This is a genomic window from Winogradskyella sp., from assembly GCF_025210595.1.
Classification (GTDB): Bacteria; Bacteroidota; Bacteroidia; order Flavobacteriales; family Flavobacteriaceae; genus Winogradskyella.
Genome location: NZ_JAOARH010000079.1, coordinates 47,099 through 72,715, shown reverse-complemented (window position 1 = coordinate 72,715; position 25,617 = coordinate 47,099). Strand labels below are relative to the sequence as shown.

Sequence of the window (25,617 nt, the reverse complement as noted above, 5' to 3'; positions counted from 1 at the left end):
TGGTAAGGTCGTCTAAATATATACGACTATCTTTAAATATTTGTAACTTTGCTTATAACAGATAACATCAGTTTGGATATTAACGAAAACATAGACTCGCCATTAATTATTAAAGTTAGTTTTAATAAGTTACTCAGTCATTATCAAAATTTAGTAAAAGTAGATAATGAAATTGTTGCAAGTAATGCGTGTCGTGTATTAGAGATAGCTGATAAAAATCCTATTCTTAGAGAAGGTTTTAGTGATTTAACTTTGCTAAAAACCTATGAGAAAGAAATAGAAGGCATATTACATGATTCCTTTAGCCCTATTTTAACCAATAACGAAATAAAAACAGCATCTGTTCCTTTTCAGGATATTATTTTCAATTCATCAGAGCGTTTTAAGTCTATATTAAAAACCGCTGGTGAAGATTTTGAACTTCAGATTAAGAACATGCCTACAGATCAAAGATATATCATAGCATGTACAATAATTCTTAACTTCTGTTATGGTTATAATTTAAATTTTAAGCGACCATTTTTTTATGAGATTCCAGATGCCAATGGCATCACACGTTATTATAAAATTTTATATAATGCAGATTTTATAGAGATAGTTTCAAAGGAAAATGCACCAAAAATTACCGAAGAAGATTATGAAGAGTTAATCGATAATTTTGATAATATAGATTTGTGGAAAGAAAAATTTCCGCCAAATAGTTATGAGTTTAAAGGGTTTGTGATTTCCAATATTTTTGATGTTACAGACGATCAATCAATATCTAATATTAAGTCATCATTAATAAGTGAAGATAAACGTGATGATGAAAGTCATGTTCTAGGATTTTATGAAGTATTCAGATCCTTATTTGGGCTTAAAAATATAGAAGTTGGCTTTTTAATATATAATGATGAGGAGAACACTTTTGAGCGTGTATATGGTTCAGGAGTAAATAGTTTTCTACTTAATGGTTCAGATAGCCTATCATGCGAAGATGCATTATGTAAATGGTCTTATAATAAATTGTTAAAGGAAAATACATACTTCTCTGTTTCTGATGTAGATAAGATGTATGCGCTTTCAAAAGGTGAAGCTCCACATATAAAAGCCTTGCATGATCAAGGGTATAAAAGTGGCATTTTTGCACCTATAGCAAGTGATAATGTTTTAATGGGAGTTATAGAAATTGTATCTAAGGAATCTAAGGTGTTAAATAGCATTAATGCCAATAAGTTAGAAGATGTAATGCCTTATATTATTTCTGCAGTAGAGCGCTCTAAAAATGAAGAAGAGAATTTAATAGAGGCTATTATTCAAAAAGAATGTACTTCTATTCATCCAAGTGTGCATTGGAGATTTAAGCAAGAAGCTAAAAACTTTATTAAGGATGAGTTAACTCATAAAGAACCAAGATTTAATAAAATAGCTTTTGATAATATTTATCCATTATATGGGCAAATTGATATAAAAGGATCTTCGGTAGCTCGTAATTGGGCGACACAGCAAGATTTAACATTGCAACTTAATGCGGTAAGAACCATATTAAAAGCAGCTTCTAAAGTTGAAAACTTACCAATTTATAAGCAATATATTTTTCAAATAGATCGTTTTTTAGAGAACTTAAAAACTAATTTTCAGGTCGATAGTGAGCAACAAATTTCAGCCTTTTTCAGAAATGAAATAGATGTGGTATTAGAGCATTTAATGACTGTAGATGCTTTAAAATCTAAAGTGGAAAGCTACTACAATGCTATAAACGATGATTTAAATGTGTTGTATCATCACCGAAAAGATTACGATGATACCATTTCGCTTATCAATAGAGAAATGGCGGCGCTTTTGGATGAAAAACAGGTAGAAGCTCAAGCTATGTATCCGCATTATTTTGAGCGTTTTAAAACTGATGGCGTAGAACATAATATGTACATTGGTGAGTCTATAACAAAGGATGATAGTTTTAATCCGATATATCTTTACAATCTACGATTATGGCAATTGCAGGTTATGGTAGAGATGGAAAATGCATATTATCAAATGCAATCTCAATTTCCTGTAGCATTAGACGTTGCTTCAATGATATTGGTGTTTAACCAGCCATTGTCTATAAGTTTTAGAATGGATGAAAAGCAGTTTGATGTTGATGGCACTTATAACGCGCGCTATGAAATTGTAAAGAAACGTGTAGATAAAGCCTATATAAAAGGAACTGAGGAACGTGTTACTCAAAAAGGAAAAATAAGTATTGTATATTCTCAAAAGGAAGACGAGAGAGAATACCTTAGATATATTAAGTTCTTACAATCTAAGAAATATTTAGATACAGATATCGAAATTGTTGAGCTTCAAGATTTGCAAGCTGTAACAGGTTTAAGAGCAATACGAGTTAGTGTCCTTTATCACAAAGATAAAGATGATAAGGCATTCTATACTTATGACGATTTAATGAAAGAGATTAAATCTTAAAAAGCACTTGCTGTCTCAATAATATCTTTCACGTTTGCTTCTGCACCAGAATATTGAAACGCTATAGCGAAAGCAATAACACTAATTATAATGCCAATTGCAAAAACAGTGTAAGTTAGCCTAAGAAGACCATATTTTCTATTAAGTACTAACCCTAAGAAGTATAAGTCTTTTGTAAGCGATCCATATAAATATTCTTTGTCTTTCATCATTTCTTGCATAGCCCATTCAAATTCAGGTAAATTCATTTTATGAAAATTACCAAAGAATAAAAGGTTCACCTTTTTATTAGCAACATCCTCTTTACTAAATTTTCCGCTTGTAACATTTGGTCTGGTAGCAAGCACAGAAAGGATGATAGAAATGACAGTAAAAAAAGCAAAAATTACAGTTGGCCAAATTAAGTAACTATTAGACGGATTATCGAGTTTTGAAACTAAATTAGATAATACCAAAGAAATGATTATGGCATTTACAGATAACAATATGTTAGCTTTGGTGTCAGCAATATCACTAAGAGTAATATGATTTCTAAGCGCAACTCTAAACATGGTTTCAATTCCACGATCTGGTAATTCTAACTTCTCTTTTTTAAAATTGAGCTCTGCTTTTTTCTGTTTTAACTTTTCGCTGTCATTTTTAATTTTGCTTTGACTTAAGAGTAAAGTTGCGAGGTTTTTACTTTTTCTGGCTTCCCATTTACTTGCTGCTAAATCTGTATTAAAACTATGATTGGTTAAAAAAGTAATATTCTCTTGTAACCAATCTTTTTTAGAAGTTCTTTTGCCAAGAGTTAACTCCCATTCTTTTCGTAATAAGGCAGCATACTCACCATAATTTTTACTAGATAAATGTGCGCAATCTGCATCTCTTATGTAGCCTTCCATTTTGTTTTTAGGCTTATAGCTTATTTCAGTTGCTAAAATAAGATCTGTAATTGCTTTAATATTATCATCAGAAACATCTTGAGATTTTAAAAAACCTGAAGCAATTTTAGCGCCTTCTTGCTCGTGGTTTTCAATGGTTTTTGTTAACCCAGAATCGTGAAACCAAGCAGCAAGTATAAGCTGTTGTTTTTCAGTTTCGCTTAAATCACTCGCTTCTGTTAACTCTTTCACTTTATTTACAACACGTTGTGTATGCGCTAAATTGTGATAAACAAAAGAAGGGTCTAAATGTTCATTTAGATGTGATGTTACGTATTTCTCAGCTTCAAGAATGATGTTTTCCATATACAATAAATGTAAGTCTAATTTAAGAATTATTTATCACCTTTTTAAATAACTAAAATGGTAACTTAGCTAAATTGAGTTTGAGGTAATATAATAGGCATTTTTTCGACTTAAGTTTTAACGTGTAAATACGAATATAATTACCTTTTGAGTAATAAAAATATAGAGAAGAAAAATAAATTTTTATGGAGCTAAAAATTAGAGATACATTTAATAAAGAACTCCCTTCAGATACAAATACAAATAATACGAGACGAAAAGTATTTGAAGCCATGTATTCTTATGTAAATCCGAAAGTTCCATCTCATCCTAAATTAATACATGCTTCTGTTGAAATGGCTAAAGCGATAGGTTTAGATAAGAATGATACAGATTCTGAAGATTTTTTAACTATTTTTTCTGGTTCAGAACTTTATCCTAAAACAGAGTCTTATGCCATGGCTTATGCTGGTCATCAATTTGGTAATTGGGCAGGGCAACTTGGTGATGGAAGAGCTATTAATCTGTTTGAAGTTTTACACAACAAAAAGCGTTGGGCATTACAATTAAAAGGAGCAGGCGAGACACCTTACTCAAGGCAAGGTGATGGTTTAGCAGTTTTGCGTTCCTCTATTAGAGAATACTTATGTAGTGAAGCGATGTACCATTTAGGAGTTCCAACAACAAGAGCATTGAGTTTAATGTTGTCTGGTGATGAGGTATTGAGAGATATAATTTACGACGGTAATGCAGCTTATGAGAAAGGAGCTATTGTTTGTCGTGTAGCTCCAACATTTATTCGTTTTGGTAATTTTGAATTATTTGCAGCAAGAAATGATTATAAAAACCTTAAAAAGCTTACAGACTATACTATAAAATACTTTTATCCTGAGTTAGGGAAGCCTTCAAAAGAGACTTACATAAAGTTTTTTAAACAAGTAGCTGTTAAAACACTAGATATGATTATTCATTGGCAGCGTGTTGGTTTTGTACATGGTGTTATGAATACAGATAATATGTCTATTTTAGGATTAACCATAGATTATGGTCCTTATGGTTGGCTCGAAGGTTTTGATTTTGTATGGACGCCAAATACTACAGATAGGCAAAATAAGCGTTATCGTTATGGCAATCAGCCTAATATTGGGCTTTGGAATTTGTTACAATTAGCCAATGCATTATATCCATTAGTAGAAGAAGCTGAAGCGTTCGAATCTGTTTTGAATCAATATAAAATTGATTTTGATACTAAGTCCTTAAATATGATGCGATCTAAACTAGGACTTACGATCGAAGATAAAAATGACGCTAAATTAATAGAGACATTAGAAGATTGTTTACTGCTTTCAGAAACAGATATGACAATGTTTTTTAGATTACTTTCAAACCATAATAAAGATGATGGTCAGGAAGGGTTGAAAAAGATAGAAGCATCATTTTATATTTTGGAAGAGATTGTAGGTGATGTGGCTCAAAAATGGAAAGACTGGTTTACTGCTTATGACCAAAGACTGCAATTAGAAACACTTACAGATAAAGAACGATGCGCTAATATGAACTTAGTGAATCCTAAATATGTATTGAGAAATTATATGGCACAATTAGCCATTGAACAAGCAGATAAAGGAGACTATAGCTTAATTAATGAGTTGTTTGATTTACTTAAAAAACCTTATAACGAACAGCCCAAAAACCAAAAATGGTTTGCAAAACGACCAGATTGGGCAAGGCATAAGGTAGGTTGCTCAATGTTGTCTTGTAGTTCTTAATTTAATGGAAATTTTTTGAAGAAATTCTTAAGAGCGATCTAGCTTTGGTAACATGTTTTCGTTTTTTTCATGAAGCGACTCCATATCACTAAGTATCACATTCAACAATTGCAGAACCTCTAAAATGTAAGGGCCTTTGTTAAGCATTACACTTTCTGCTCTAATAGAGTTTGCAGCATCTGTAATTTCCGAACGAGAAGGTAACCCCTTTTTAGCAAGATTTTCAAGAACTTGTGTTGCCCAAACCACAGGAATATGTGCAGCAGCACAAATAGATATAATTTCTTCTTGAATTTTTCCAATATTATTCCAACCAGTTTCTATAGCCAAATCGCCACGTGCAATCATTACACCAATATGTTTAACCTTCATGGCACTCAATAAAATAGCAGGAAGATTGTAAAAAGCAGCTCTAGTTTCAATTTTTAGAATAATATTTAGTTTGTTAATGACATTTAAACGTTTTAGTTCGGTCAATAATTCATCAACATCATTAGGAGAGTTAACAAAAGAAAAGTTGACAATATCTGCATGCTTTGCAACAAATTCTAGATCGGTTTTGTCTTTTTGTGTTAATCCGTGTATTCCTAATTCCGAATCTGGAAAATTCATTCCTTTTTCAGCTTTTAGTTTAGAGCCTTGAGGCTTAGCTCGTGTTATAAGTACTTCAAAAGAATCGTTGTTAACAGTTGAGATTTCTCCTTCAATTTTTCCATCATCAAATAAAATACTTTCACCACTTTTTATATAGTCAAACACCTTAGGTAGTTGGCAAGAAATTCTTGCAGACTTTAAAATATTTCCATCTTCGTCTAACTGAGCTGGTGCACCAAGATGAGGTGCTTTAGTAATAGTAAGCACGTCATTTTCTTTTAGAATTATAGCTTGTTCTACGTCAGGTATTTCACCAATAATTAATGGCTGAGCTTCATGGTTTGAAGCTGTTAAAACCATGTTGGTAGCAATATAAGATGTTTCGTAGCAATGCGCTACAGCATAATTGTTTGTTAATTCAACAATCTTTAAGCGTCTTTTTTTATTTCTAGTATCAGTAAAATGGTATATGTCACCAATATTTAGGTTAGCCATACCAGATTTAGATATAGGTAAGCAATTCTTTTCAGAATCTTCTTTAAGAATGTCTACCAAAATAATTCTAGCTGGTAATATAATATTGCCTATATCGTCTCGTTTAGGGCTGAATTTCCTTACCTGAGGTCCTGTTATAATGGCACCAGTTCTAATTTTAGGGCCAGCAAGATCCATGGCTATTTTTATTTTCTTACCTAATTTTTTGGATGCTTTTTTTACATTTTTAATAATGCGTTCCCAAACAAAAACATCATCGTGAGCACAATTAATACGAACACAATTCATCCCAGACTTAACCATATTGTGTACCATATTATAATCATAGGCAGCTTGGATAGGTAAGGTCACCATAATACGAACACGTCTTCCTTTAGATCTAAAGCCTAAAAGTTCTTTAGAGTGCTTGTTAAGTAATCGTTTTCCGTTTTTTATAGAAAGTCCAGCTTTTTTTGAGGTATAGGAATCGTCTTGTTTTAGACTGTGAAGAAGCTTTAAAGCCTTTAAAATACTTGCTTTTGTATGTGCTTCGGCATTGCTAAAGCGCGTAATACCTAAGTTACGTAGTTTCTTTTGTGTCCTTCTTAAGTCGTGCTTTCTAAAAGTTTGGTATTGTACTAAATTTCTAGCACTTTTTTGATAATCTGGATGAATGGTATTTATAGTGTTTTCAAAAAGTTTTTCTTCAGACTCCATAACCTCTAAAATAGAAGTGAGTTGCGTAATAATTGAATCGATTTTTTTAGTGCTGCTTGTCGTCATTAGTATACCAAAACTATAAAGTATACAAATTTAAAAGCTTTACAAATGATATTTATTAACTATGGGTTAAATAGTTTTATAATCTGTGATTTTTACAAATTAAATAAGTTGAAACTCATCTGATTTTTTTAGATACTGTAAAATATATACATACTTCTGTAAAATGTATACTTTGGTCAATAGGCTGATATTTAACTTTGTACTATCGAAATAATTAAAAACAGAGAAAGATGAAAAATACAGCATTAATAACAGGAGCTTCAAGTGGAATAGGAATGGAATTGGCAAGAATTCATGCAGAGCAAGGAGGTGATTTAATAATTGTGGCAAGACGCAAAGATAAATTAGAAGCACTTAAAGCTGAATTAGAAAATAAACACTCAATTAAAGTAATTACAATTGCTAAAGATTTAAGTAAAGCAGAAGCTGCAAAAGAATTATATAGTGAAGTGCAACAACTTAATATTAAAGTAGATTATTTAATCAACAATGCAGGTTTTGGGTTACGAGGAAAATTTTACGAATTATCATGGGAACGTCAACAACAAATGATAAATCTTAACATGGTTGCACTCACAGAATTGATGTATCAGTTTTTACCAGAAATGGTAAAGCGTAATAGCGGAAAGATTCTTAATACATCTTCTACTGCGAGTTTTATGCCAGGACCATTACAGGCCATTTACTTTGCTACTAAAGCATATGTAACATTTTTAAGTAATGCAATAGCAGAAGAACTACATGATACCAATATTACAGTGACTAATTTAATGCCAGGAGCTACTGAAACAGAATTTGCACAAACTTCAGGAATGGACAAAACAGGTTTATTCGAAAAGACTGTTACGGCACGTTCTGTTGCCGAAGATGGATACAATGCCATGCTTAAAGGGAAAATAGATGTAGTTTCAGGATTAACGTTCTCTCAAAACCTTATGATGAAAGCCATTCCGTTTACACCTAAAAAGACAATACTGAAGCAGATTAGACAGATGCAAGAGGTGAATTAATTAAAATGTGTAATTTAGAATTTAAATGAAAGAAATTATTCATATAAAATCAATAACAGAAGCTTGTAAAGCGTTCGGTTTACCATCTTCTAAGCACCCACTAGTTAATGTGGTGTGGGCTAAGAATATGCCAAGTTTTAATCAATACATTGGTATTAAGTACAACACAGATTTTTTTTCAATTTCCCTAAAGGATGGCATGGAAGGATCTATGGGTTATGGCAGAAATAGTTACGATTTTACAGATGGTACTATGGTGTTTACAAAGCCTAATCAAGTGCTGTCAATAGAAGAAAAAAACATACAAGATGATGCTAAAGGATGGATGTTGGCGTTTCATCCAGACCTCATTAGAAGATCTGACTTAGGAAAAACTATAAGTCAGTATAATTTCTTCGATTATGAAGTGCATGAAGCCTTACATCTCTCAGAAGATGAAAAAGCAACCTTAACCGATTTAGTGAGAAAGATCGAAACCGAAATAAATCAGAACATAGATAAACACAGTCAGAAATTGATTGTATCTACTATAGAGTTGATTTTAGATTATTGTAACCGTTATTATGATCGTCAGTTTTATGTGCGTACTAATTTACATCAAGATCATGTTTCAGAATTTGAGAACTTTTTAAAAAGCTATTTTAATTCAGAGAAACCAAGTGAAATAGGCTTACCATCAGTAAAATATTGTGGTGAGCAACTTAACATGTCTCCCAATTATTTAAGCGACTTATTAAAAAAGGAAACAGGAAAAAGTGCTAAAGATCATATCTATGCTTTTGTAGTGAATAAAGCTAAAAATAAATTATTAGGTACAACAGCATCAATTAGTGAAATTGCTTATGATTTAGGATTTGACTATCCACAACATTTCAGCAAGCTGTTTAAGAAGCAAACAGGAATGAGTCCAGCAAAATATAGAGTTCAGAATTAACTTATCAATCCTGTGTTTGCGTTCGCTGAAGCTTTAGCGGAGGCGCAATGCAGGAATCTCATCATTTACTATTGAAATTTAATTAGAAAGATTCTCGCTTTCACGGGAAATGAATATGAAAAAATTTAAAAAAATATTAAAGCGTATGCTATTATCAATTTTAGGACTCATAGGAATATTAGTTATTGTCTATATCCTATTTGTAAACTTTTATCCAACTTTTGGTGGTGATGTAACTAAGGAAAGGCAAACTTTATATCAATCATCAAAACAATTTAAGGATGGTAAATTTGTAAATGAAAACGATGTACCTAAAAACCCAAGTTTTTCTGAAACACTAAAAATGGCAAGAAAATTTTTCTTCGAAAAAGTTGAAAACGGAAGACCAGAAAATGATTTAGTAGTACAGAAAATAGATTCAACAAATATTGCAGAATATAATCAAGATACGCGACTTATTTGGTTTGGGCATTCTTCATTCCTTTTACAAATAGACGGTAAAAATATTCTTATAGATCCAATGTTTAGTGATGTACCAGCACCTCATCCTTTGCTTGGAGGAAAACGATTTAATAAAGAATTACCTATTGAAATTGAAAAATTACCAAAGATTGATGCTGTTATAATTTCTCATGATCATTATGATCATTTAGACTATGAATCTATTAAAAGGTTAAAAGATAAAGTAGAGACTTACTATGTGCCACTTGGTGTTGGTGTGCATTTAGAAGCATGGAATGTAGATAGCAGTAACATTGTAGAAATGGATTGGTGGCAAGAAACAACATATAAAAACATACAATTGGTATGTACACCAGCACAGCATTTTTCAGGAAGAAAATTAAATAATGGGCAAAGTACCTTATGGGCTTCATGGGTTATTAAAACGGAAAGTGCGAGTTTGTTTTTTAGTGGTGATAGTGGTTATGCCTCACATTTTAAAGACATAGGAGATAAATATGGACCTTTTGATTTTGCTATGATGGAATGTGGACAGTATAACAAAATGTGGTCAGATATTCACATGTTTCCTGAAGAAACTGCCCAAGCAGGTATTGATGTGCAAGCTAAATCTATAATGCCAATACATTGGGGAGCGTTTAAATTGGCATTACACTCATGGACAGATCCCATTGAGCGCGTAAAAAACAAAGCAGAAGAACTTAAAATTTCATTAGTAACTCCTCGAATTGGTGAGCCTATCATTATTGATAGTTTACCAAAAGCTAATACTGTTTGGTGGTGATATGTTAACATATTTTCTTTGTTAGAAAAAAGCAGTAACTTTAGTTTTGCAACTAACTTACGGATTTATGACCATTAAAAAGATTCTTTCATTTTTTGTTGTTTTGTTTTTAATACATTCCTGTGCAACCTATAAGCCACAGTATTCAGAAGAACAAAAAGAACAAGCAATACTAGAAAAAAAGGTTGCACATACTTTCTATTTAATTGGAGATGCTGGTAATTCTGAATTTGGCGATAGTACAAAAGCGATAAAAGCTTTTAAAGCTGAGTTAGAAAATGCTTCAGAAAATAGTACTGCAATCTTTCTAGGAGATAATATTTACGAAAAAGGCATACCAAAAAAATCATCAGAAAACTATAAACTTGCTAAACATAGGTTACAAGTACAGTTAGATGCTGTTAAAAATTATAAAGGGGAAACTATTTTTCTTCCTGGTAATCACGATTGGTATTCTGGTGTTAAAGGTTTAAAACGCCAAGAAAAGTTTGTGGAAAAAGCCTTAGGGAAAAATACATTCTTACCAGAAAATGGATGTTCTATTGATAAAGTACATGTTTCTGATGATATAGAATTAATTTTGGTGGATTCGCATTGGTACATTACTAGTTGGGATAAACACCCAACAATTAATGATGATTGTGATATAAAAACTAGACAAGATTTTTTAGATGAGTTTAGTAGTTTAATAAAAAAAGCTAGAGGTAAGACTACTGTTGTTGCAATACATCATCCTATTTATACTAATGGGTCGCATGGAGGACAATTTACTTTTAAAAGCCACTTGTCTCCATTACCAATTTTAGGTACACTTAAAAATGTTATACGAAAAACAAGTGGTGTTGCTAATGTAGATCTTCAAAACCAAAGATACAATGAGCTTCAAACACGTTTAGTGACTTTGGCACAGGCTAATGAGAAAGTAGTCTTTGTTTCTGGTCATGAACATAGTTTACAATATTTGATTGAAGATAATTTGTATCAAATTATATCTGGTTCTGGTTCTAAAACTTCAGCAGTAAGAAATATAGGTAGCGGAAAATTTGGATACGGTACACAAGGCTATGCAAAATTTATTATTTACAAAGATGGATCATCTAATGTTTCTTTTTATTCTGCTGAAGATGAAAAAGAAGTGTTTCAATCTGAAGTTTTTTCAGAATACAAAGACGACAATAAAAGAAGTTTTAAAACCAATTTGCCAGCACAAGTATCAGCTTCAATTTATAATGAAGAAGAAACAGATATAAGTGGTTTTGGAAAGTTTCTTTGGGGAGAACGCTACAGAAAGTATTACAGTACAAAAGTAAAAGCACCTACTGTAATGTTAGACACCTTATTTGGTGGTTTAAAACCTGTTAGAAAAGGAGGTGGAAACCAATCAAAATCATTACGTTTAGAAGATAAAAATGGAGCGCAGTATGTTATGAGAGCGCTTAGAAAACAGGCTCTGCAATATTTGCAAGCAGTACTGTTTAAAGATCAGTATATTGAAGGACAATTTGACGATACTGCTACAGAAAAACTTATTCTCGATGTATTTACTGGTGCACATCCTTATGCACCTTTTGTTGTAGGTGATTTAGCGGATGCTATAGGTGTTTATCATACAAATCCGGTATTGTATTATGTTCCTAAACAGGAAGCTTTAGGGAAATATAATGATGATTTTGGAGGAGAGCTCTACATGATAGAAGAACACACTTCTGAAGGTCATAGCAATAAATCTAGTTTTGGATATCAGGATAAATTGATAAGTACTAGCGACATGATGAAAAAAATCCATAAGGATGAAGACATCATAGTCGATGAAGCAGCTTATATTAAAGCCAGATTATTTGATATGCTTATTGGAGATTGGGACAGACACCAAGACCAATGGAGATGGATAGAGTTTAAAGAAAAGGGTAAGAAGGTATATAGACCTATGCCAAGAGATCGCGATCAGGCATTTTCTAAAATGTCTGATGGGTTTTTATTAGGCACTGCAGTAAAGTTAATGCCTATGGCACGTTTACTACGTCAATATTCAGACGATCTTGTAGATGTAAAAGGTGTTAATGTAGAGCCTTATCCTTTAGATATGGAAATTATTACACAATCTAATAAAACTGTTTGGGATGCTGAGGTAAAACATATCCAAGAATATGTTACAGATGACATTATTGAAAAAGCATTTTTAAGCATACCTAAGGAAATAAGAGACGAAACCGTTGAAGGTATAAAACGAACTTTAAAAGCAAGACGAACTAACCTTCAAGAAATATCTGACCGTTATTACAAGCTAATAAATAGGTTTGCGGTTATTAAAGGAACTAATAAAGATGATTGGTTTGATGTAGAACGTCTTCCTAACGGTGAAACTAAAGTCACAGCCTATAGAATTAAGGACGGAAAGAAAAATGATGTTTTTCATCAACGTACATACCATCATAAAGAAACTAAAGAAATTTGGATTTATGCGCTAGACGATGATGATACCTTTGAGGTTTTTGGAGATGGTAATCAGTTGATAAAAGTTAGATTGGTTGGTGGGCAAAATAACGATACCTACAATATTAAAAATGGCAAGCGTGTTACTTATTACGATTATAAATCAAAAAAGAATACTGTAATTACGAGTAAAGGACACAAGAAGTTTTCAGATAGTTATAAAACCAATGTTTATAATTACAAAAAGCTAAAAAACAATACAACGCAAATTTTACCAAGTTTAGGAGCAAATCCAGATGATGGTTTTAAAATAGGTGCAAATGCTGTATTAACTAATTTTGGATTTGAACGCAACCCTTTTACTTCACAACATAAAATTTCTGCTGCTTATTATTTTGCTACAAGTGGTTTTGATTTTAATTATTATGGAGAATTTGCAAATGTATTTCCTAAAGTAAATTTTGGAATAGATGCTCAATTCAATAGTTCTAATTATGCGGTGAACTTCTTTGGTTATGGGAATGAATCACCAAACCCTGAAGCTGATGACGATGATGGTTTAGATGTAGATTTAGATTATAATCGAGTTAAAATAAGAACATTTAAGATGATGCCGTCTTTAATTTGGAGAGGAGAGTTAGGTGGAAGCTTAAAAGTAGGTGTGATTTATGAAAGTAATGAAGTTGAGCGTACTTCTGGGCGTTTTTTAGAGGATAATACACAAGCTGATGATGCTGTTTTTGATAAGCAAGATTTTTATGGTGTAGATGCTAAGTATCATTTTGTAAATAAAGATAATGAAGCATTTCCAACTTTAGGATTTCAGACAACATTACAAGTTGGTTATAAGAATAATGTAAGTACAGAGAAAGGATTTGGGTATATTATACCAGAGCTTGGATTTGATCTTAAACTTATACCAAGTGGACAATTAGTTTTAGCAACAAATTTTAGAGGTCATGTAAATCTGGGAGATGGTTTTGAATTTTATCAAGGAGCTACTTTAGGAGCTAAAACAGGCTTGAGAGGTTATAGGTTTCAGCGGTTTACAGGGAAATCGGCTTTTTCGCAATCTACAGATGTGCGTTGGAATTTTGGGAGGTTAAAAACAGGTTTGCTTCCAGTATATCTTGGGGTTTATGGAGGTGTAGATTATGGACGCGTTTGGCTAGAAAATGATAACTCTGATAAATGGAATAATGCTTTTGGTGGAGGCTTCTTTATTAATATGGCTAAAATGATGACGGCAAATATTTCAGCATTTAACAGTGATGATGGTTTACGATTAGCATTTCAATTAGGTTTTGGGTTTTAAATAGTTATTCCTACCCAATTTAATTATAACAATAATTTAAGATTTGCCACATACTAAAATTGATCTATTAAAGTTTGCACTTGCAAACTAAACAATCAATGAAATTTCAACAATTTTTAGATCTTCCATTTTGTCACTTTCAATGCAAAAAGGAAAAACGCCTCTATGTTATAAGTTGCAGTGTTTTCTTTATGCTATTCTTATTGCTATATCAACCTTTTGGGCTAAGTGCTGAGATAGAAAGTGGAGAGCACACGTATATGGAACTATTAGTGCTCGTTGTTGTTTTTAGTACATTAGTTTTTATTGTATTATATACAAGTCAGTTTGTATTGCGTAATCGATTTCCCAATAACAATAATGATTTAAGAGCTTTTTTAAAATGGTTTTTAATAGACATTGCCTTAATTGTTTTGTTAAGTGTAATTATAGAAATCATCTTTGGTAGTGATGAGCTTAACTCTGTAAACACCGTATTAGATGAATTGGTTTTTGATGTTATTATGGCATATTTCGCTCTTGCGTTTGTGCTTTTGTATCCTGTTTTAGGAAGTTCTGTTTACGTGCATTTAAAACAATTACATAATGATAAGCAACAGCTTAAAACCGATTTAGATGTTGTTACTACACATTACAAAATTGCATCTGGTAATGATGAGCTTGTAAAAATACTTGATGAAAAAGGTGATTGTAAGTTAACAGTATCTATTAATAATCTTTACGTTATAGAATCACAAAATCAGTATATTTCTGTAAAATATATGCGCAATCACCAATTGGTAGAGCAAAAAATTAGAGCTAGATTTTCAAAAGTGTTACAAGACTTTAAGGATGTTCCTAGCATTTTAAAGTGTCATCGTTCTTATGCTGTCAATTTATTAAATGTGAAAGAGTTAATAAACATTAATCAAAAGCCTAATGTGGTTTTAGACGAAATGCAAACCATAAAGATTCCTGTATCCAAAACCTACCTTAAGGATGTGAAATTGCAACTTTCTAGATATTAATAACACAATTTGCTGATTTATGGTTTATCCTACTATTATTTTAGGTTATTAGGAATTAGTAATAAAAAATTAATTTCGCATTTTATACTTCAAGTTAATAGTAAACTTTGTATCTGTTTCTATTCTTTGTTTTAGAAAATTAAACTCACAAATACCGAAATTACATAAAGCATAAAGCTTGTATTAATATTGTGCAATTTGTTATAGACGTTTCATAGTAACCCTTCTCTTAATGGTTTAAAAAATCTGTGGGTCTTTTAACAAAATGTTAAACTCAAATCATTTCGCACCAAAAAAAGTCGTTCTGCACCTATCTCAACAATAGCTTGTAATTAGACCATGTAGACGTCGTTATATTTGGCGAACCAAACAAAAATATTTATGAATAAACTGTTGATTTTAGGATTGCTTGTACTGGTTAATTTTAGCCAAGCACAAGAAAAGTTTTCCATAAGCGGAACTTTAAAAGATCAATCCAATGGCGAAACCCTTTTAGGTGCCAGTATTTTATTAAAAGGAACTACTATAGGAGCTACAACCAATGAATATGGTTTTTACTCACTCACTGCACCAAAAGGAAATTACACTTTGGTGATTTCATACATGGGCTACGCTACGATTGAGAAAAATATAGTGCTAGATAAAAATATTAAGTTCAATACAGAACTTGAGGAAGATGCTGGGCAGTTAGACGAAGTTGTTATTACTGCCGAAGAGTCTAAAAAAGTAAATCTTAGAACACCACAAATGAGTGTGGCAAAATTGTCTAGCCAAACAATAAAGCAAATGCCAGCAGTTATGGGAGAAGTAGATGTTATAAAATCTATACAAATGCTTCCAGGTGTTACTAATGCAGGTGAAGGTGCCTCGGGTTTTAATGTTAGAGGTGGTGCTGAGGATCAAAATTTAGTATTGTTAGACGAGGCTATTATCTATAATGCATCTCATTTATTTGGTTTCTTTTCGGTGTTTAATACAGATGCGATTAAGGATATTAAACTATATAAAGGAGGTATACCAGCACGCTATGGAGGGCGTGCATCATCAGTATTAGATATTCGTCAAAAAGACGGAAATAGTAAAGATTTTAAACTTTCTGGTGGTATAGGTGCAATTTCTAGTAGACTTACAGTAGAAGGACCAACGTTTAAGGATAAAGGCTCTTTTCTTTTATCTGGTCGTGCTTCTTATGCTAATATATTTTTAGCTCTGGCTAATAATGACAATCGCGCAGGATTTTATGATTTAAACCTAAAGACCAATTACGAACTTAACGAAAAAAATAAGCTATACCTTTCAGGTTATTTTGGTAATGATAGTTTTAGCTTGTCTAATTTCTTCACCAATTCTTATGGAAATCTTTCAGGTAATTTACGTTGGAATCACATCTTTAACGACAAATTGTTTTCTAATTTTTCTTTAATCTACAGTCGCTATAATTATAATCTTGAAATTGATGCAGAAGGTATTGATTGGAAATCTGATATTAACAATTATAATGTTAAATACGATTTGGGTTATTACGCTAGTGATAAACTAAAGTTCGATTTAGGTATTAGTGGTATATATTACAATTTTAATCCTGGGCAATTAAATCCGTTAAATGAAAGTTCTGGTATTAATGCTATGAATTTAGACGATAAATTTGCATTTGAAGCTGGTGTGTATGCAGGATTAGAGCATAAAATATCAGACAAGCTTACTGCGCAATATGGTCTACGTTATAGTTATTTTAATAGATTAGGAAAGCAAACATTAAATAATTATGCTAATGGTTTGCCTGTAGTCTATAACGAACAATTAGATATATATGAGCGTGCTAATCCTATAGGAGAAACCGAGTATGGCAGTGGAAAAAGTATTGCAGATTTTGGAAATTTTGAACCGCGTTTTGCATTATCATATCAGCTTAACGAAAAATCTTCAGTTAAAGCAAGTTATAATAGAATGGCGCAATATTTACATTTAATTTCTAACACTACTTCTGCAACACCTTTAGATGTTTGGGCACCAAGCGGTAAGTTTATAGAGCCACAAATAGCAGATCAGTTTGCTGTGGGTTACTTTAGGAATTTCAAAAACAATATGTTTTCTATAGAGGCTGAAGCATATTACAAAACCATTGATAATAGAGTAGATTACATAGATGGTGCAGATCTTATAGCGCAAAATACTATAGAAACCGAAATTCTTGTTGGTGAATCTAGGGCTTATGGATTAGAGCTGTTGTTGCGTAAAAATAAAGGAAAATTTACGGGATGGTTAGCCTATACGCTTTCTAAGTCAGAGCAACGCACACCAGGAGGTGAAGCAGGTGGTTTAGGTATTAATAATGGTAAATGGTATAGCACACCTTATGATAGAACACATGACATTTCATTCACTGGAAGCTATAAATTAAATGATAAATGGCGTTTTGGAGGTAATTTTGCCTTTCAAACAGGGCGACCTGTAACGTACCCTAATGGACAATTTCAGTATAACGGATTGTCCGTAGCTACATATTCTGAAAGAAATGCAGATAGATTACCAGCTTATCATAGACTAGACCTTTCGGCAACACTAACACCACGTAAAAATAAAGACCGCAATTGGAAAGGTGAATGGGTGTTTAGTATATATAATGTTTACAATCGAAAAAATGCAGCTTCTATAACCTTTGGGCAAAATACAGATACAGGTGTAAATGAAGCTACACGTACTGCAATTTTTGGCATAATACCTTCAGTGTCTTATAATTTTAAATTTTAGAATAATGAAAAATAGATATAAAAATATAGCCTTAGTTTTAATAGTGATTGGTTTATTTAGCTCGTGTACTGACACGGTGGATGTGGATGTCCCGAATGGTGGATCCAGATTAGTGGTGGAGGCTTCCATTAATTGGGAAAAAGGCACTTCGGGACAAACACAGACCATTAAACTAAGTCAATCTACTGCCTTTTTTGACAGCAATCCAGATGTTCCAGTAACAGGTGCATCCGTAATAGTAACTAAAGTAGATGATGGAATGCAATTTGTTTTTGAAGATCAAAATAATGGTGATTATATCACCAATACTTTTCAACCTGAAATAGATAAAACGTATACTTTAGAAATATTGTATAATAATGAAACCTATGTTGCTACAGAAACTTTAACGCCAGTTACAGATATTAATGACATAGAGCAAACGGTTGAGGGAGGTTTTGATGATGATGAAATTCAGATTAAAGTATTTTTTGATGATCCTATTGGTATAGATAATTTTTATTTAGGTGAATTTAATTCTTCGGTAAATACATTACTTACATTAGAAGCCTTAAGCGATCAATTTACAGATGGTAACGAAAACTTTATTGAGTTTGATAATGAAGATTTAGTTGAAGGTGCAACAGTAGATATTAGTGTTTATGGTATCTCTGAGCAGTATTATAATTACATAGATATATTAATTGAACAGTCTGAAAGTGATGGAGGTGGTCCTTTTCAGACGACACCAGTGCAGCTAAAAGGAAACTGTATAAACCCTAATAATGCAGACGAGGAAGTGCTTGGGTATTTTAGATTAAGTGAAGTCGTAAGAACTACTTATACCATTCAGTAAAATAGTGTTTTTCAGTTTTAAGAATTAAAAAGTGTTACAGGTTGTCAGCTAAATTGAAAAAGTTGGCAGCCTAGTAACCACAATTGATAAGGACTATTAATCGATGTTAAATTCATATAAATTGCCGCCATCAACTCCTAAATATTCATCGGCAATATAGAGTGTGCTATCATTTTTAAATACCACACTTTCTTTTTGAGAATTATAAGAGAAAGTATAACGTTTAGCTTCAGATTGAAGGAAATTTTTTGTATCTAAATTAGAAAAAACAAAAACAGAGTTTTCTGTTAAAATAGCCATTTTATCGCCTTTTGCATTAATATCAGCAGATGTTACCCAGCATTTAGATTCATCACAAGTATTTAATGAGCTTATAAGTTTAGCTTTATATTTTCCTTTTTTAGCTGGTAAGCTATAAAGGTTAGTTTTTCCTTTTTCTTTTGAAGAACGGCTTTTGGTAAAAAGATATAAACTATCGTTATGGTAGAAAAACGCTTCACAATCAAAATGACGTTTATTCTTTTTGGGAGGGAATTTCTTTTGCTCAGGATATTTAAAACGAATCACTTCTGGTACAATAGACTTGGGTTCCATTTTTAAAGAATCCGCAGCAATTTTTAGTATAGAAAGGTTTTTTCTGTCATTACCATTATTACCAAAGTCACCAATGTATAAGTTGCCTCTAGGATCCATAGTTAAATCTTCCCAATCTCTGTTTTTTGCTTTTATTTTTATGGCTTGCGCTATGTCACCAGAAGCATCTAATCCATAAAGAATAGGTTTGTTGCCACTATCATTAACCATCCAAATAACATTGTTTGGTCTATCTATAGCAATACCAGAAACTTCGCTAAGACTTAAAGGTAAATCGATTAAAGTGGTTAGGTTTCCGGTTTCGCAACTTACAACAAGAAGTAAAAGAAATATTAGTCTTTTGGGCTTTAACATTGTAATTTTAGATTTTCTAAACATAAACTTTTGAATAAGCGTAAAGATATTATAATTATTGGAGGAGGAGCTGCTGGTTTTTTTGCAGCCATTAATATAGCCGAACAGCACCCAGAATTATCTGTTGCAATTTTAGAACGTGGTAAGCAAGGCTTGCAAAAAGTAAAGGTTTCTGGTGGTGGACGATGTAATGTAACACATGCAGAATTTATGCCTTCGGAATTAGTGAAGAATTATCCACGTGGCGAAAAAGAATTGTTGGGTCCTTTTCACACTTTTATGACTGGAGATACGATTGAATGGTTTGAAAAAAGAGGTGTTGAACTTAAAATTGAGGAGGATGGCAGAATGTTTCCAGTTTCCAATTCTTCTCAAACTATTATCGATTGCTTTTTATACGAGGCCAAAAAGCATAATGTCGAAATGCTTTATAATCATTCTGTGCAATCAATAGATATTAGGGGAGGTGATTTTTTAATTAAAACATCTCAAGACACTTTAAGATGCAAACAACTTGTAGTTGCTACAGGAAGCAATCCGAAAGTATGGAGTTTGCTTAAAGATTTAGGACACACTATTATACCACCAGTACCATCACTATTTACTTTTGATATCAAAGATAAACGCATTAAAAATATACCAGGAGTAGTCGCAAAAGATGTAGAAATTAAAGTCGTGGGAACAGATTTGATTTCAGAAGGGCCATTGTTGGTGACTCATGTAGGTATGAGCGCTCCAGCCATTTTAAAACTATCAGCATTTGGAGCTGTGGAACTAGCGAAGCTAAACTATCAATTTGACATAGAAGTTAATTTCATCAAACAGGAAATAGAATCGTGTAAAGCAACGCTTAAAGATTTAAAGCAAGAATTATCTAAAAAACAAGTAGTTAATTATACGCAATTCGATTTGCCAAAACGTCTTTGGAGGCAATTGGTTTTAGCTTCAAATATTAACGAAAGCACACGTTGGGCAGATGTCAATAAAGTTCAAATTGAGGCCTTGTCAAGTCAACTAACAAGAGCTGTTTTTAAAGTAACAGGAAAAAGCACGTTTAAAGAAGAATTTGTTACAGCTGGAGGTGTAGATTTAAAAGAGATTAACTTTAAAACCTTTGAAAGTAAAATAATCCCAAATCTGTTTTTTGCAGGAGAAGTCATTAATGTAGATGCGGTAACAGGAGGTTTTAATTTTCAGAATGCGTGGACAGGAGCTTATATTGTGGCAAAATCAATTACTAAATAATGAATACATTTATTGCATTATTAAGAGGGATTAATGTTGGCGGACATAAGAAAGTGCCCATGGCAGAGCTTAGACTGCTGTTGTCTAAATTGGGTTTAGAGAATGTGAGAACCTATATTCAGACTGGTAATGTTATTTTTCAAACTAATAATACAAATATTTTAAATATAGAAAATCAAATCCAAATGGCGATGATCGATCATTTTGGCTTTGAAGTTTCTGTATTGGTAAGAACCAGAGCACAACTAAAAACTATTTTTGATGATTGCCCTTTTCCTGAAGAGAAAAAAACTAATAGCTATTTTGCTATTCTTTCAGAAGTACCAGATAAAGATTTGGTAAAAGAAGCAAGCAATAAAATTTACGAAAATGAAGAGTATGCTATAGTTAATGACGCTATTTATTTTTATTGTGGCAAAGGTTATGGTAATGCAAAATTCAGTTTAAATTTTTTTGAAAGGAAATTGAAAATCAATGCTACTTCTAGAAACTATAAAACCATGGTAAAATTATTAGCAATGTCTTTATAAAACTAAATCTAACTATTGATTTTAGTTATTTTTGCATTAGAAAAACATGTATATGACAGCACAAGATTTTATTCTTGAATCTTATAATTCAAATATTGAAAAAGGCAAAGTAAAATGGTCTTCGCCAAGTAATATAGCCTTAATAAAATATTGGGGAAAAAGAGAACATCAAATTCCAGAAAACCCTTCTATTAGTTTTACATTATCTAATTGTAAAACAATTACAGAAGTCACTTATACTAAAAAAGCTAATAAAGATTTTAGTTTTGATGTGTATTTTGAAGGTGAAAAAAATGAAGCTTTTAAGCCGAAAATTCAAACTTTTTTTGAGCGTATAGAAAGCTATATGCCATTTCTGAGAGATTATCATTTTAAAATAGAAACATCTAATACGTTTCCGCATAGTTCTGGTATTGCATCTTCTGCTTCTGGTATGAGTGCGTTGGCTCTTTGTTTAATGAGTTTAGAACGGTCACTGAGTTTAACCGAAATGACTAATTTATACTTTAATAAAAAAGCTTCGTTTTTAGCAAGATTAGGTTCAGGAAGTGCTTGTAGAAGTATAGAAGGAGAATTAGTGGTTTGGGGACAAAATGAGAGTACAGAAAGTTCAGATTTATATGGAATAAAGTTTGATGATGATGTTCATGCTAATTTTAAAAATTATCAAGACACTATTCTCTTAGTAGATAAAGGTGAAAAACAAGTGAGTAGTACAGTTGGTCATAAGCTAATGTTTGGTCACCCTTTTGCTAAAGAGCGTTTTTCTCAAGCACATAATAATTTAGCAAAGCTTAAAACTATTTTAGCTTTAGGTGATTTAGATGCATTTATAAAAATTGTTGAAAGTGAAGCGTTAACGCTTCATGCAATGATGATGACTAGCATGCCTTATTTTATACTTATGAAACCCAATACACTCAGTATTATAAATAGAATTTGGCAGTATAGAAATGAAACCAATTCTAAAGTATGCTTTACTTTAGATGCAGGTGCAAATGTACATGTGTTATACCCAGAAAACGAAAAAGACAATATCCTACAATTCATAAAAAATGATTTAGCAACGTATTGCCAAAACGAGCATTTTATTACAGATTATGTAGGTAAAGGTGCGCAATTAATAGAAATTTAATACAACGTTAAATATTGATTGCAAACCATATAGGATTAAAATACGTATATTTGTTGTAATAAATTGTTTAAATCGCAATGAAAGGACCCCTTTTTTACTCTAAAATCTTACTCTTTGGTGAATATGGAATTATCAAAGATTCTAAAGGATTATCTATACCATATAACTTTTATAATGGAGCATTAAAAGTAGATGAAAATCCTTCGGAAGAAGCTATTAAATCTAATGAGAGCTTAATACAGTTTGCCTCTTATTTAGAAAACATAGATAAAGATTTAGCATCTTTTGATGTTGATAAACTAAAATCAGATGTTGAAGCTGGTATGTACTTTGATTCTTCAATTCCCCAAGGCTATGGCGTTGGTAGTAGTGGAGCTTTGGTGGCAGCAATCTATGATAAGTACGCTTCAGATAAGATAACGGTTTTAGAAAATTTAACTCGAGAAAAACTTTTAAAGCTTAAAGCAATTTTCTCGGCAATGGAATCGTTTTTTCACGGTAAATCTTCAGGTTTAGATCCTTTAAATAGTTATTTAAGTCTTCCTATTTTAATAAAGTCTAAAGATAATATTGAGGCTACAGGAATTCCTTCACAAAGCTCAGAAGGAAAAGGCGCTGTATTTTTACTAGATAGTGGTATTGTGGGTGAAACAGCACCAATGGTAAGCATCTTTATGGAAAATATGAAGAGTGAAGGGTTTAGAAGTATGCTTAAAGAACAATTTATTAAACACACAGATGCTTGTGTAGATGATTTCTTAAAAGGTGATATAAAATCGTTGTTTAGAAACACTAAGCAATTATCTAAAGTGGTGTTAAACAACTTTAAACCTATGATACCAAAGCAGTTTCATGAGCTTTGGAAAAACGGTATTGAAACTAACGATTATTACCTTAAACTTTGTGGTTCTGGTGGTGGAGGCTATATATTAGGCTTTACTGAAGATATTGAAAGAGCTAAAGTGGCATTAAAAGGGCAAAAATTAGAAGTTGTTTACAATTTTTGATATGTCACCCTAAGTGTGTTTTTAGGATCTCACAAAATTATATATGCTTTCAAGACGGCAGAAACATATACTACTTAAATTTTTCAGCCTCTTTTCTGTCGTACGAGGCTACAATATACTCGTTGTAGTAATTGCTCAATACTTAGCTTCTATTTACATTTTTGCACCAGACAAACCATTAAGGTCAGTGCTTTTTGATGTTAATCTTTTAATGTTGGTGTTGTCATCTTCAGCAACAATAGCAGCAGGTTATATTATTAATAATTTTTATGATTCAGAAAAAGATCTAATTAATAGACCAAGAAAAACAATGTTAGATCGTTTAGTGAGTCAAAATACTAAGTTATCATTTTACTTTGTGCTCAATTTTTTAGCAGTTGTATTTGCTAGCTATGTGTCTTTTAAGGCAGTATTGTTTTTTGCACTTTATATTTTTGCAATTTGGTTATACTCGCATCGATTTAAAAAGCAACCAATGACAGGGAACTTAATTTCTGCTATATTAACAGTAACCCCTTTTTTTGCCATTTTTATTTATTATAAGAATTTTGAGTTGGTCATTTTTGCTCATGCTATTTTCTTGTTCTTATTGATTTCTATGCGAGAATTAACCAAAGACTTAGAAAATATAAGAGGAGATTTAGCATTAGATTATAAGACTGTTCCTGTGGTTTATGGTGAAAAAACGTCTAAGCAAATGCTTACAGTACTAAGCGTGTTAACAATAATATCTGGTATAGTACTTATCTTATTTTTTAAAATAGGGTATATGTATTATTTCTTTTATTTAAGTGTAATGTTACTCATGCTTTTTCTACTTATACTATGGAAATCAAATAGAAAACCGCATTATTTAATGCTTCATAATATTTTGAAATTTATTATTGTATCTGGTGTTATTTCTATTTTATTAATTGACATATCAGTTGTTTTAAATCGTATATAAATGAATACTTCCTTAAAGATAGCTATGGCGCAAATTTCGCCAGTATGGTTAGATAAAATAGCAACTTTAAAAAAGATAGAAAACTCTATTAAAGAAGCTTCAAATAATAATTGCGAACTTATAGTTTTTGGCGAAGCATTACTTCCAGGTTATCCATTTTGGTTAGCATTAACTGGAGGTGCAGAATGGAATACAGAAGTTAATAAAGCATTACATGCGCATTATGTTAGCAATTCTATTTGTATAGAAAAAGGGGATTTAGATGCTGTATGTCAATTAGCAAAGAATAATGAAATAGCAGTTTATTTAGGTGTTATAGAGCGTCCATTAGATAGAGGAGGTCATAGTATCTATGCATCTTTAGTTTATATTAACGAAAAAGGAGAGATAAAATCTTCACATAGAAAATTACAGCCTACTTATGATGAGCGTTTAACTTGGGCACCAGGAGATGGTAACGGGTTACAGGTTCATTCACTAAAAGCGTTTACTATTGGTGGCCTAAATTGTTGGGAAAATTGGATGCCATTACCAAGAACGGCTTTATATGGTCAAGGAGAAAATTTACACATTGCTGTTTGGCCTGGTAGCGATCACAATACTAAAGATATTACACGTTTTATTGCTAGAGAATCTAGGTCTTTTGTGGTTTCAGTATCAAGTTTAATGACTAAACATGATTTTCCTAAAGACACACCACATTTAGATAAAATTCTTAAAAATGCGCCAGATACTTTGGCTAATGGCGGAAGTTGTATTGCAGGACCTGATGGTGAATGGGTTGTTGAACCTGTTTTACATAAAGAAGGTTTAATAATTCAAACTATAGATTTTAGTCGTGTGTTAGAGGAGCGTCAAAATTTTGACCCAGTAGGTCATTATTCTAGGCCAGATGTTACAAAACTCACAGTCAATACAGAACGACAAACAACAGTTGAAATTAAATAGTTTATTTTAACTATTGTTATACCTTTGCATCAAAATTTATCGAAGCTTTAG

18 protein-coding genes are annotated in these 25,617 nt (G+C 32.0%); 15 read left to right on the top strand and 3 right to left on the bottom strand.

Going from position 1 to position 25,617, the window contains the following annotated elements; translation table 11 throughout:
- Positions 1 to 48: 48 nt before the first annotated feature.
- Entirely contained in the window at positions 49 to 2,445 is a 2,397-nt protein-coding gene (locus N4A42_RS08460; RefSeq protein ID WP_294072748.1) for a GAF domain-containing protein, read from the top strand.
- On the opposite strand, the gene N4A42_RS08455 is transcribed toward N4A42_RS08460, so the two are convergent.
- Positions 2,442 to 3,677 (bottom strand): Pycsar system effector family protein, encoded by a 1,236-nt coding sequence (locus tag N4A42_RS08455; RefSeq protein ID WP_294072745.1) that lies wholly within the window; start codon positions 3,675 to 3,677, stop codon positions 2,442 to 2,444. The two genes, N4A42_RS08460 and N4A42_RS08455, sit on opposite strands and share 4 nt — an antisense overlap.
- Before the next feature lie 185 nt (positions 3,678 to 3,862).
- Between N4A42_RS08455 and N4A42_RS08450 the strand changes: the two genes are divergently transcribed.
- A complete protein-coding gene (locus N4A42_RS08450) occupies positions 3,863 to 5,425 on the top strand; it encodes a YdiU family protein (RefSeq protein WP_294072742.1) in 1,563 nt (520 codons plus the stop codon).
- Between the two features lie 27 nt (positions 5,426 to 5,452).
- Here the strand turns inward: N4A42_RS08450 and N4A42_RS08445 are convergent, their stop codons facing one another.
- On the bottom strand, positions 5,453 to 7,276 hold the full coding sequence (locus N4A42_RS08445; protein ID WP_294072739.1) for a pyruvate kinase: 1,824 nt from the start codon (positions 7,274 to 7,276) through the stop codon (positions 5,453 to 5,455).
- A 230-nt stretch (positions 7,277 to 7,506) separates the two neighbouring features.
- Here N4A42_RS08445 and N4A42_RS08440 point away from each other — a divergent pair, with 230 nt between their 5' ends.
- The 7 genes from N4A42_RS08440 to N4A42_RS08410 all read left to right on the top strand — a co-directional run bounded on the left by N4A42_RS08440 (position 7,507) and on the right by N4A42_RS08410 (position 18,807).
- On the top strand, positions 7,507 to 8,286 hold the full coding sequence (locus tag N4A42_RS08440) for an SDR family oxidoreductase (RefSeq protein WP_294072736.1): 780 nt from the start codon (positions 7,507 to 7,509) through the stop codon (positions 8,284 to 8,286).
- Positions 8,287 to 8,311: 25 nt separating this feature from the next.
- Positions 8,312 to 9,220: an AraC family transcriptional regulator gene (locus N4A42_RS08435; RefSeq protein ID WP_294072733.1), complete on the top strand. Its 909-nt coding sequence runs from the start codon at positions 8,312 to 8,314 to the stop codon at positions 9,218 to 9,220.
- 115 nt (positions 9,221 to 9,335) lie between these two features.
- A complete protein-coding gene (locus N4A42_RS08430) occupies positions 9,336 to 10,466 on the top strand; it encodes an MBL fold metallo-hydrolase (RefSeq protein ID WP_294072730.1) in 1,131 nt (376 codons plus the stop codon).
- A 67-nt stretch (positions 10,467 to 10,533) separates the two neighbouring features.
- Entirely contained in the window at positions 10,534 to 14,214 is a 3,681-nt protein-coding gene (locus tag N4A42_RS08425; protein WP_294072726.1) for a metallophosphoesterase, read from the top strand.
- Between the two features lie 98 nt (positions 14,215 to 14,312).
- The gene (locus tag N4A42_RS08420) at positions 14,313 to 15,221 is read left to right on the top strand and encodes a LytTR family transcriptional regulator DNA-binding domain-containing protein (RefSeq protein ID WP_294072723.1); all 909 of its coding nucleotides are present in this window, start codon (positions 14,313 to 14,315) and stop codon (positions 15,219 to 15,221) included.
- A gap of 381 nt (positions 15,222 to 15,602) precedes the next feature.
- Positions 15,603 to 17,972, top strand: coding sequence for a TonB-dependent receptor (locus tag N4A42_RS08415; protein WP_294072720.1), 2,370 nt, complete (start codon positions 15,603 to 15,605; stop codon positions 17,970 to 17,972).
- 4 nt (positions 17,973 to 17,976) lie between these two features.
- On the top strand, positions 17,977 to 18,807 hold the full coding sequence (locus N4A42_RS08410) for a DUF4249 domain-containing protein (protein ID WP_294072717.1): 831 nt from the start codon (positions 17,977 to 17,979) through the stop codon (positions 18,805 to 18,807).
- A gap of 96 nt (positions 18,808 to 18,903) precedes the next feature.
- On the opposite strand, the gene N4A42_RS08405 is transcribed toward N4A42_RS08410, so the two are convergent.
- On the bottom strand, positions 18,904 to 19,755 hold the full coding sequence (locus tag N4A42_RS08405; RefSeq protein ID WP_294072714.1) for a hypothetical protein: 852 nt from the start codon (positions 19,753 to 19,755) through the stop codon (positions 18,904 to 18,906).
- Between the two features lie 30 nt (positions 19,756 to 19,785).
- Here N4A42_RS08405 and N4A42_RS08400 point away from each other — a divergent pair, with 30 nt between their 5' ends.
- From N4A42_RS08400 to N4A42_RS08375, 6 genes are all read left to right on the top strand, one after another.
- A complete protein-coding gene (locus N4A42_RS08400) occupies positions 19,786 to 21,000 on the top strand; it encodes an NAD(P)/FAD-dependent oxidoreductase (protein ID WP_294072711.1) in 1,215 nt (404 codons plus the stop codon).
- Positions 21,000 to 21,530, top strand: a complete 531-nt coding sequence (locus N4A42_RS08395; protein WP_294072708.1) for a DUF1697 domain-containing protein — start codon at positions 21,000 to 21,002, stop codon at positions 21,528 to 21,530. Before N4A42_RS08400 ends, N4A42_RS08395 begins: the two co-directional genes overlap by 1 nt.
- Before the next feature lie 52 nt (positions 21,531 to 21,582).
- Entirely contained in the window at positions 21,583 to 22,665 is a 1,083-nt protein-coding gene (gene mvaD, locus N4A42_RS08390) for a diphosphomevalonate decarboxylase (RefSeq protein WP_294072705.1), read from the top strand.
- 77 nt (positions 22,666 to 22,742) lie between these two features.
- Positions 22,743 to 23,672, top strand: coding sequence for a mevalonate kinase (locus N4A42_RS08385; RefSeq protein WP_294072702.1), 930 nt, complete (start codon positions 22,743 to 22,745; stop codon positions 23,670 to 23,672).
- 43 nt (positions 23,673 to 23,715) lie between these two features.
- The gene (locus N4A42_RS08380; protein WP_294072699.1) at positions 23,716 to 24,618 is read left to right on the top strand and encodes a geranylgeranylglycerol-phosphate geranylgeranyltransferase; all 903 of its coding nucleotides are present in this window, start codon (positions 23,716 to 23,718) and stop codon (positions 24,616 to 24,618) included.
- The gene (locus N4A42_RS08375; protein ID WP_294072696.1) at positions 24,619 to 25,566 is read left to right on the top strand and encodes a carbon-nitrogen hydrolase family protein; all 948 of its coding nucleotides are present in this window, start codon (positions 24,619 to 24,621) and stop codon (positions 25,564 to 25,566) included.
- The last annotated feature ends 51 nt before the right edge of the window (positions 25,567 to 25,617 follow it).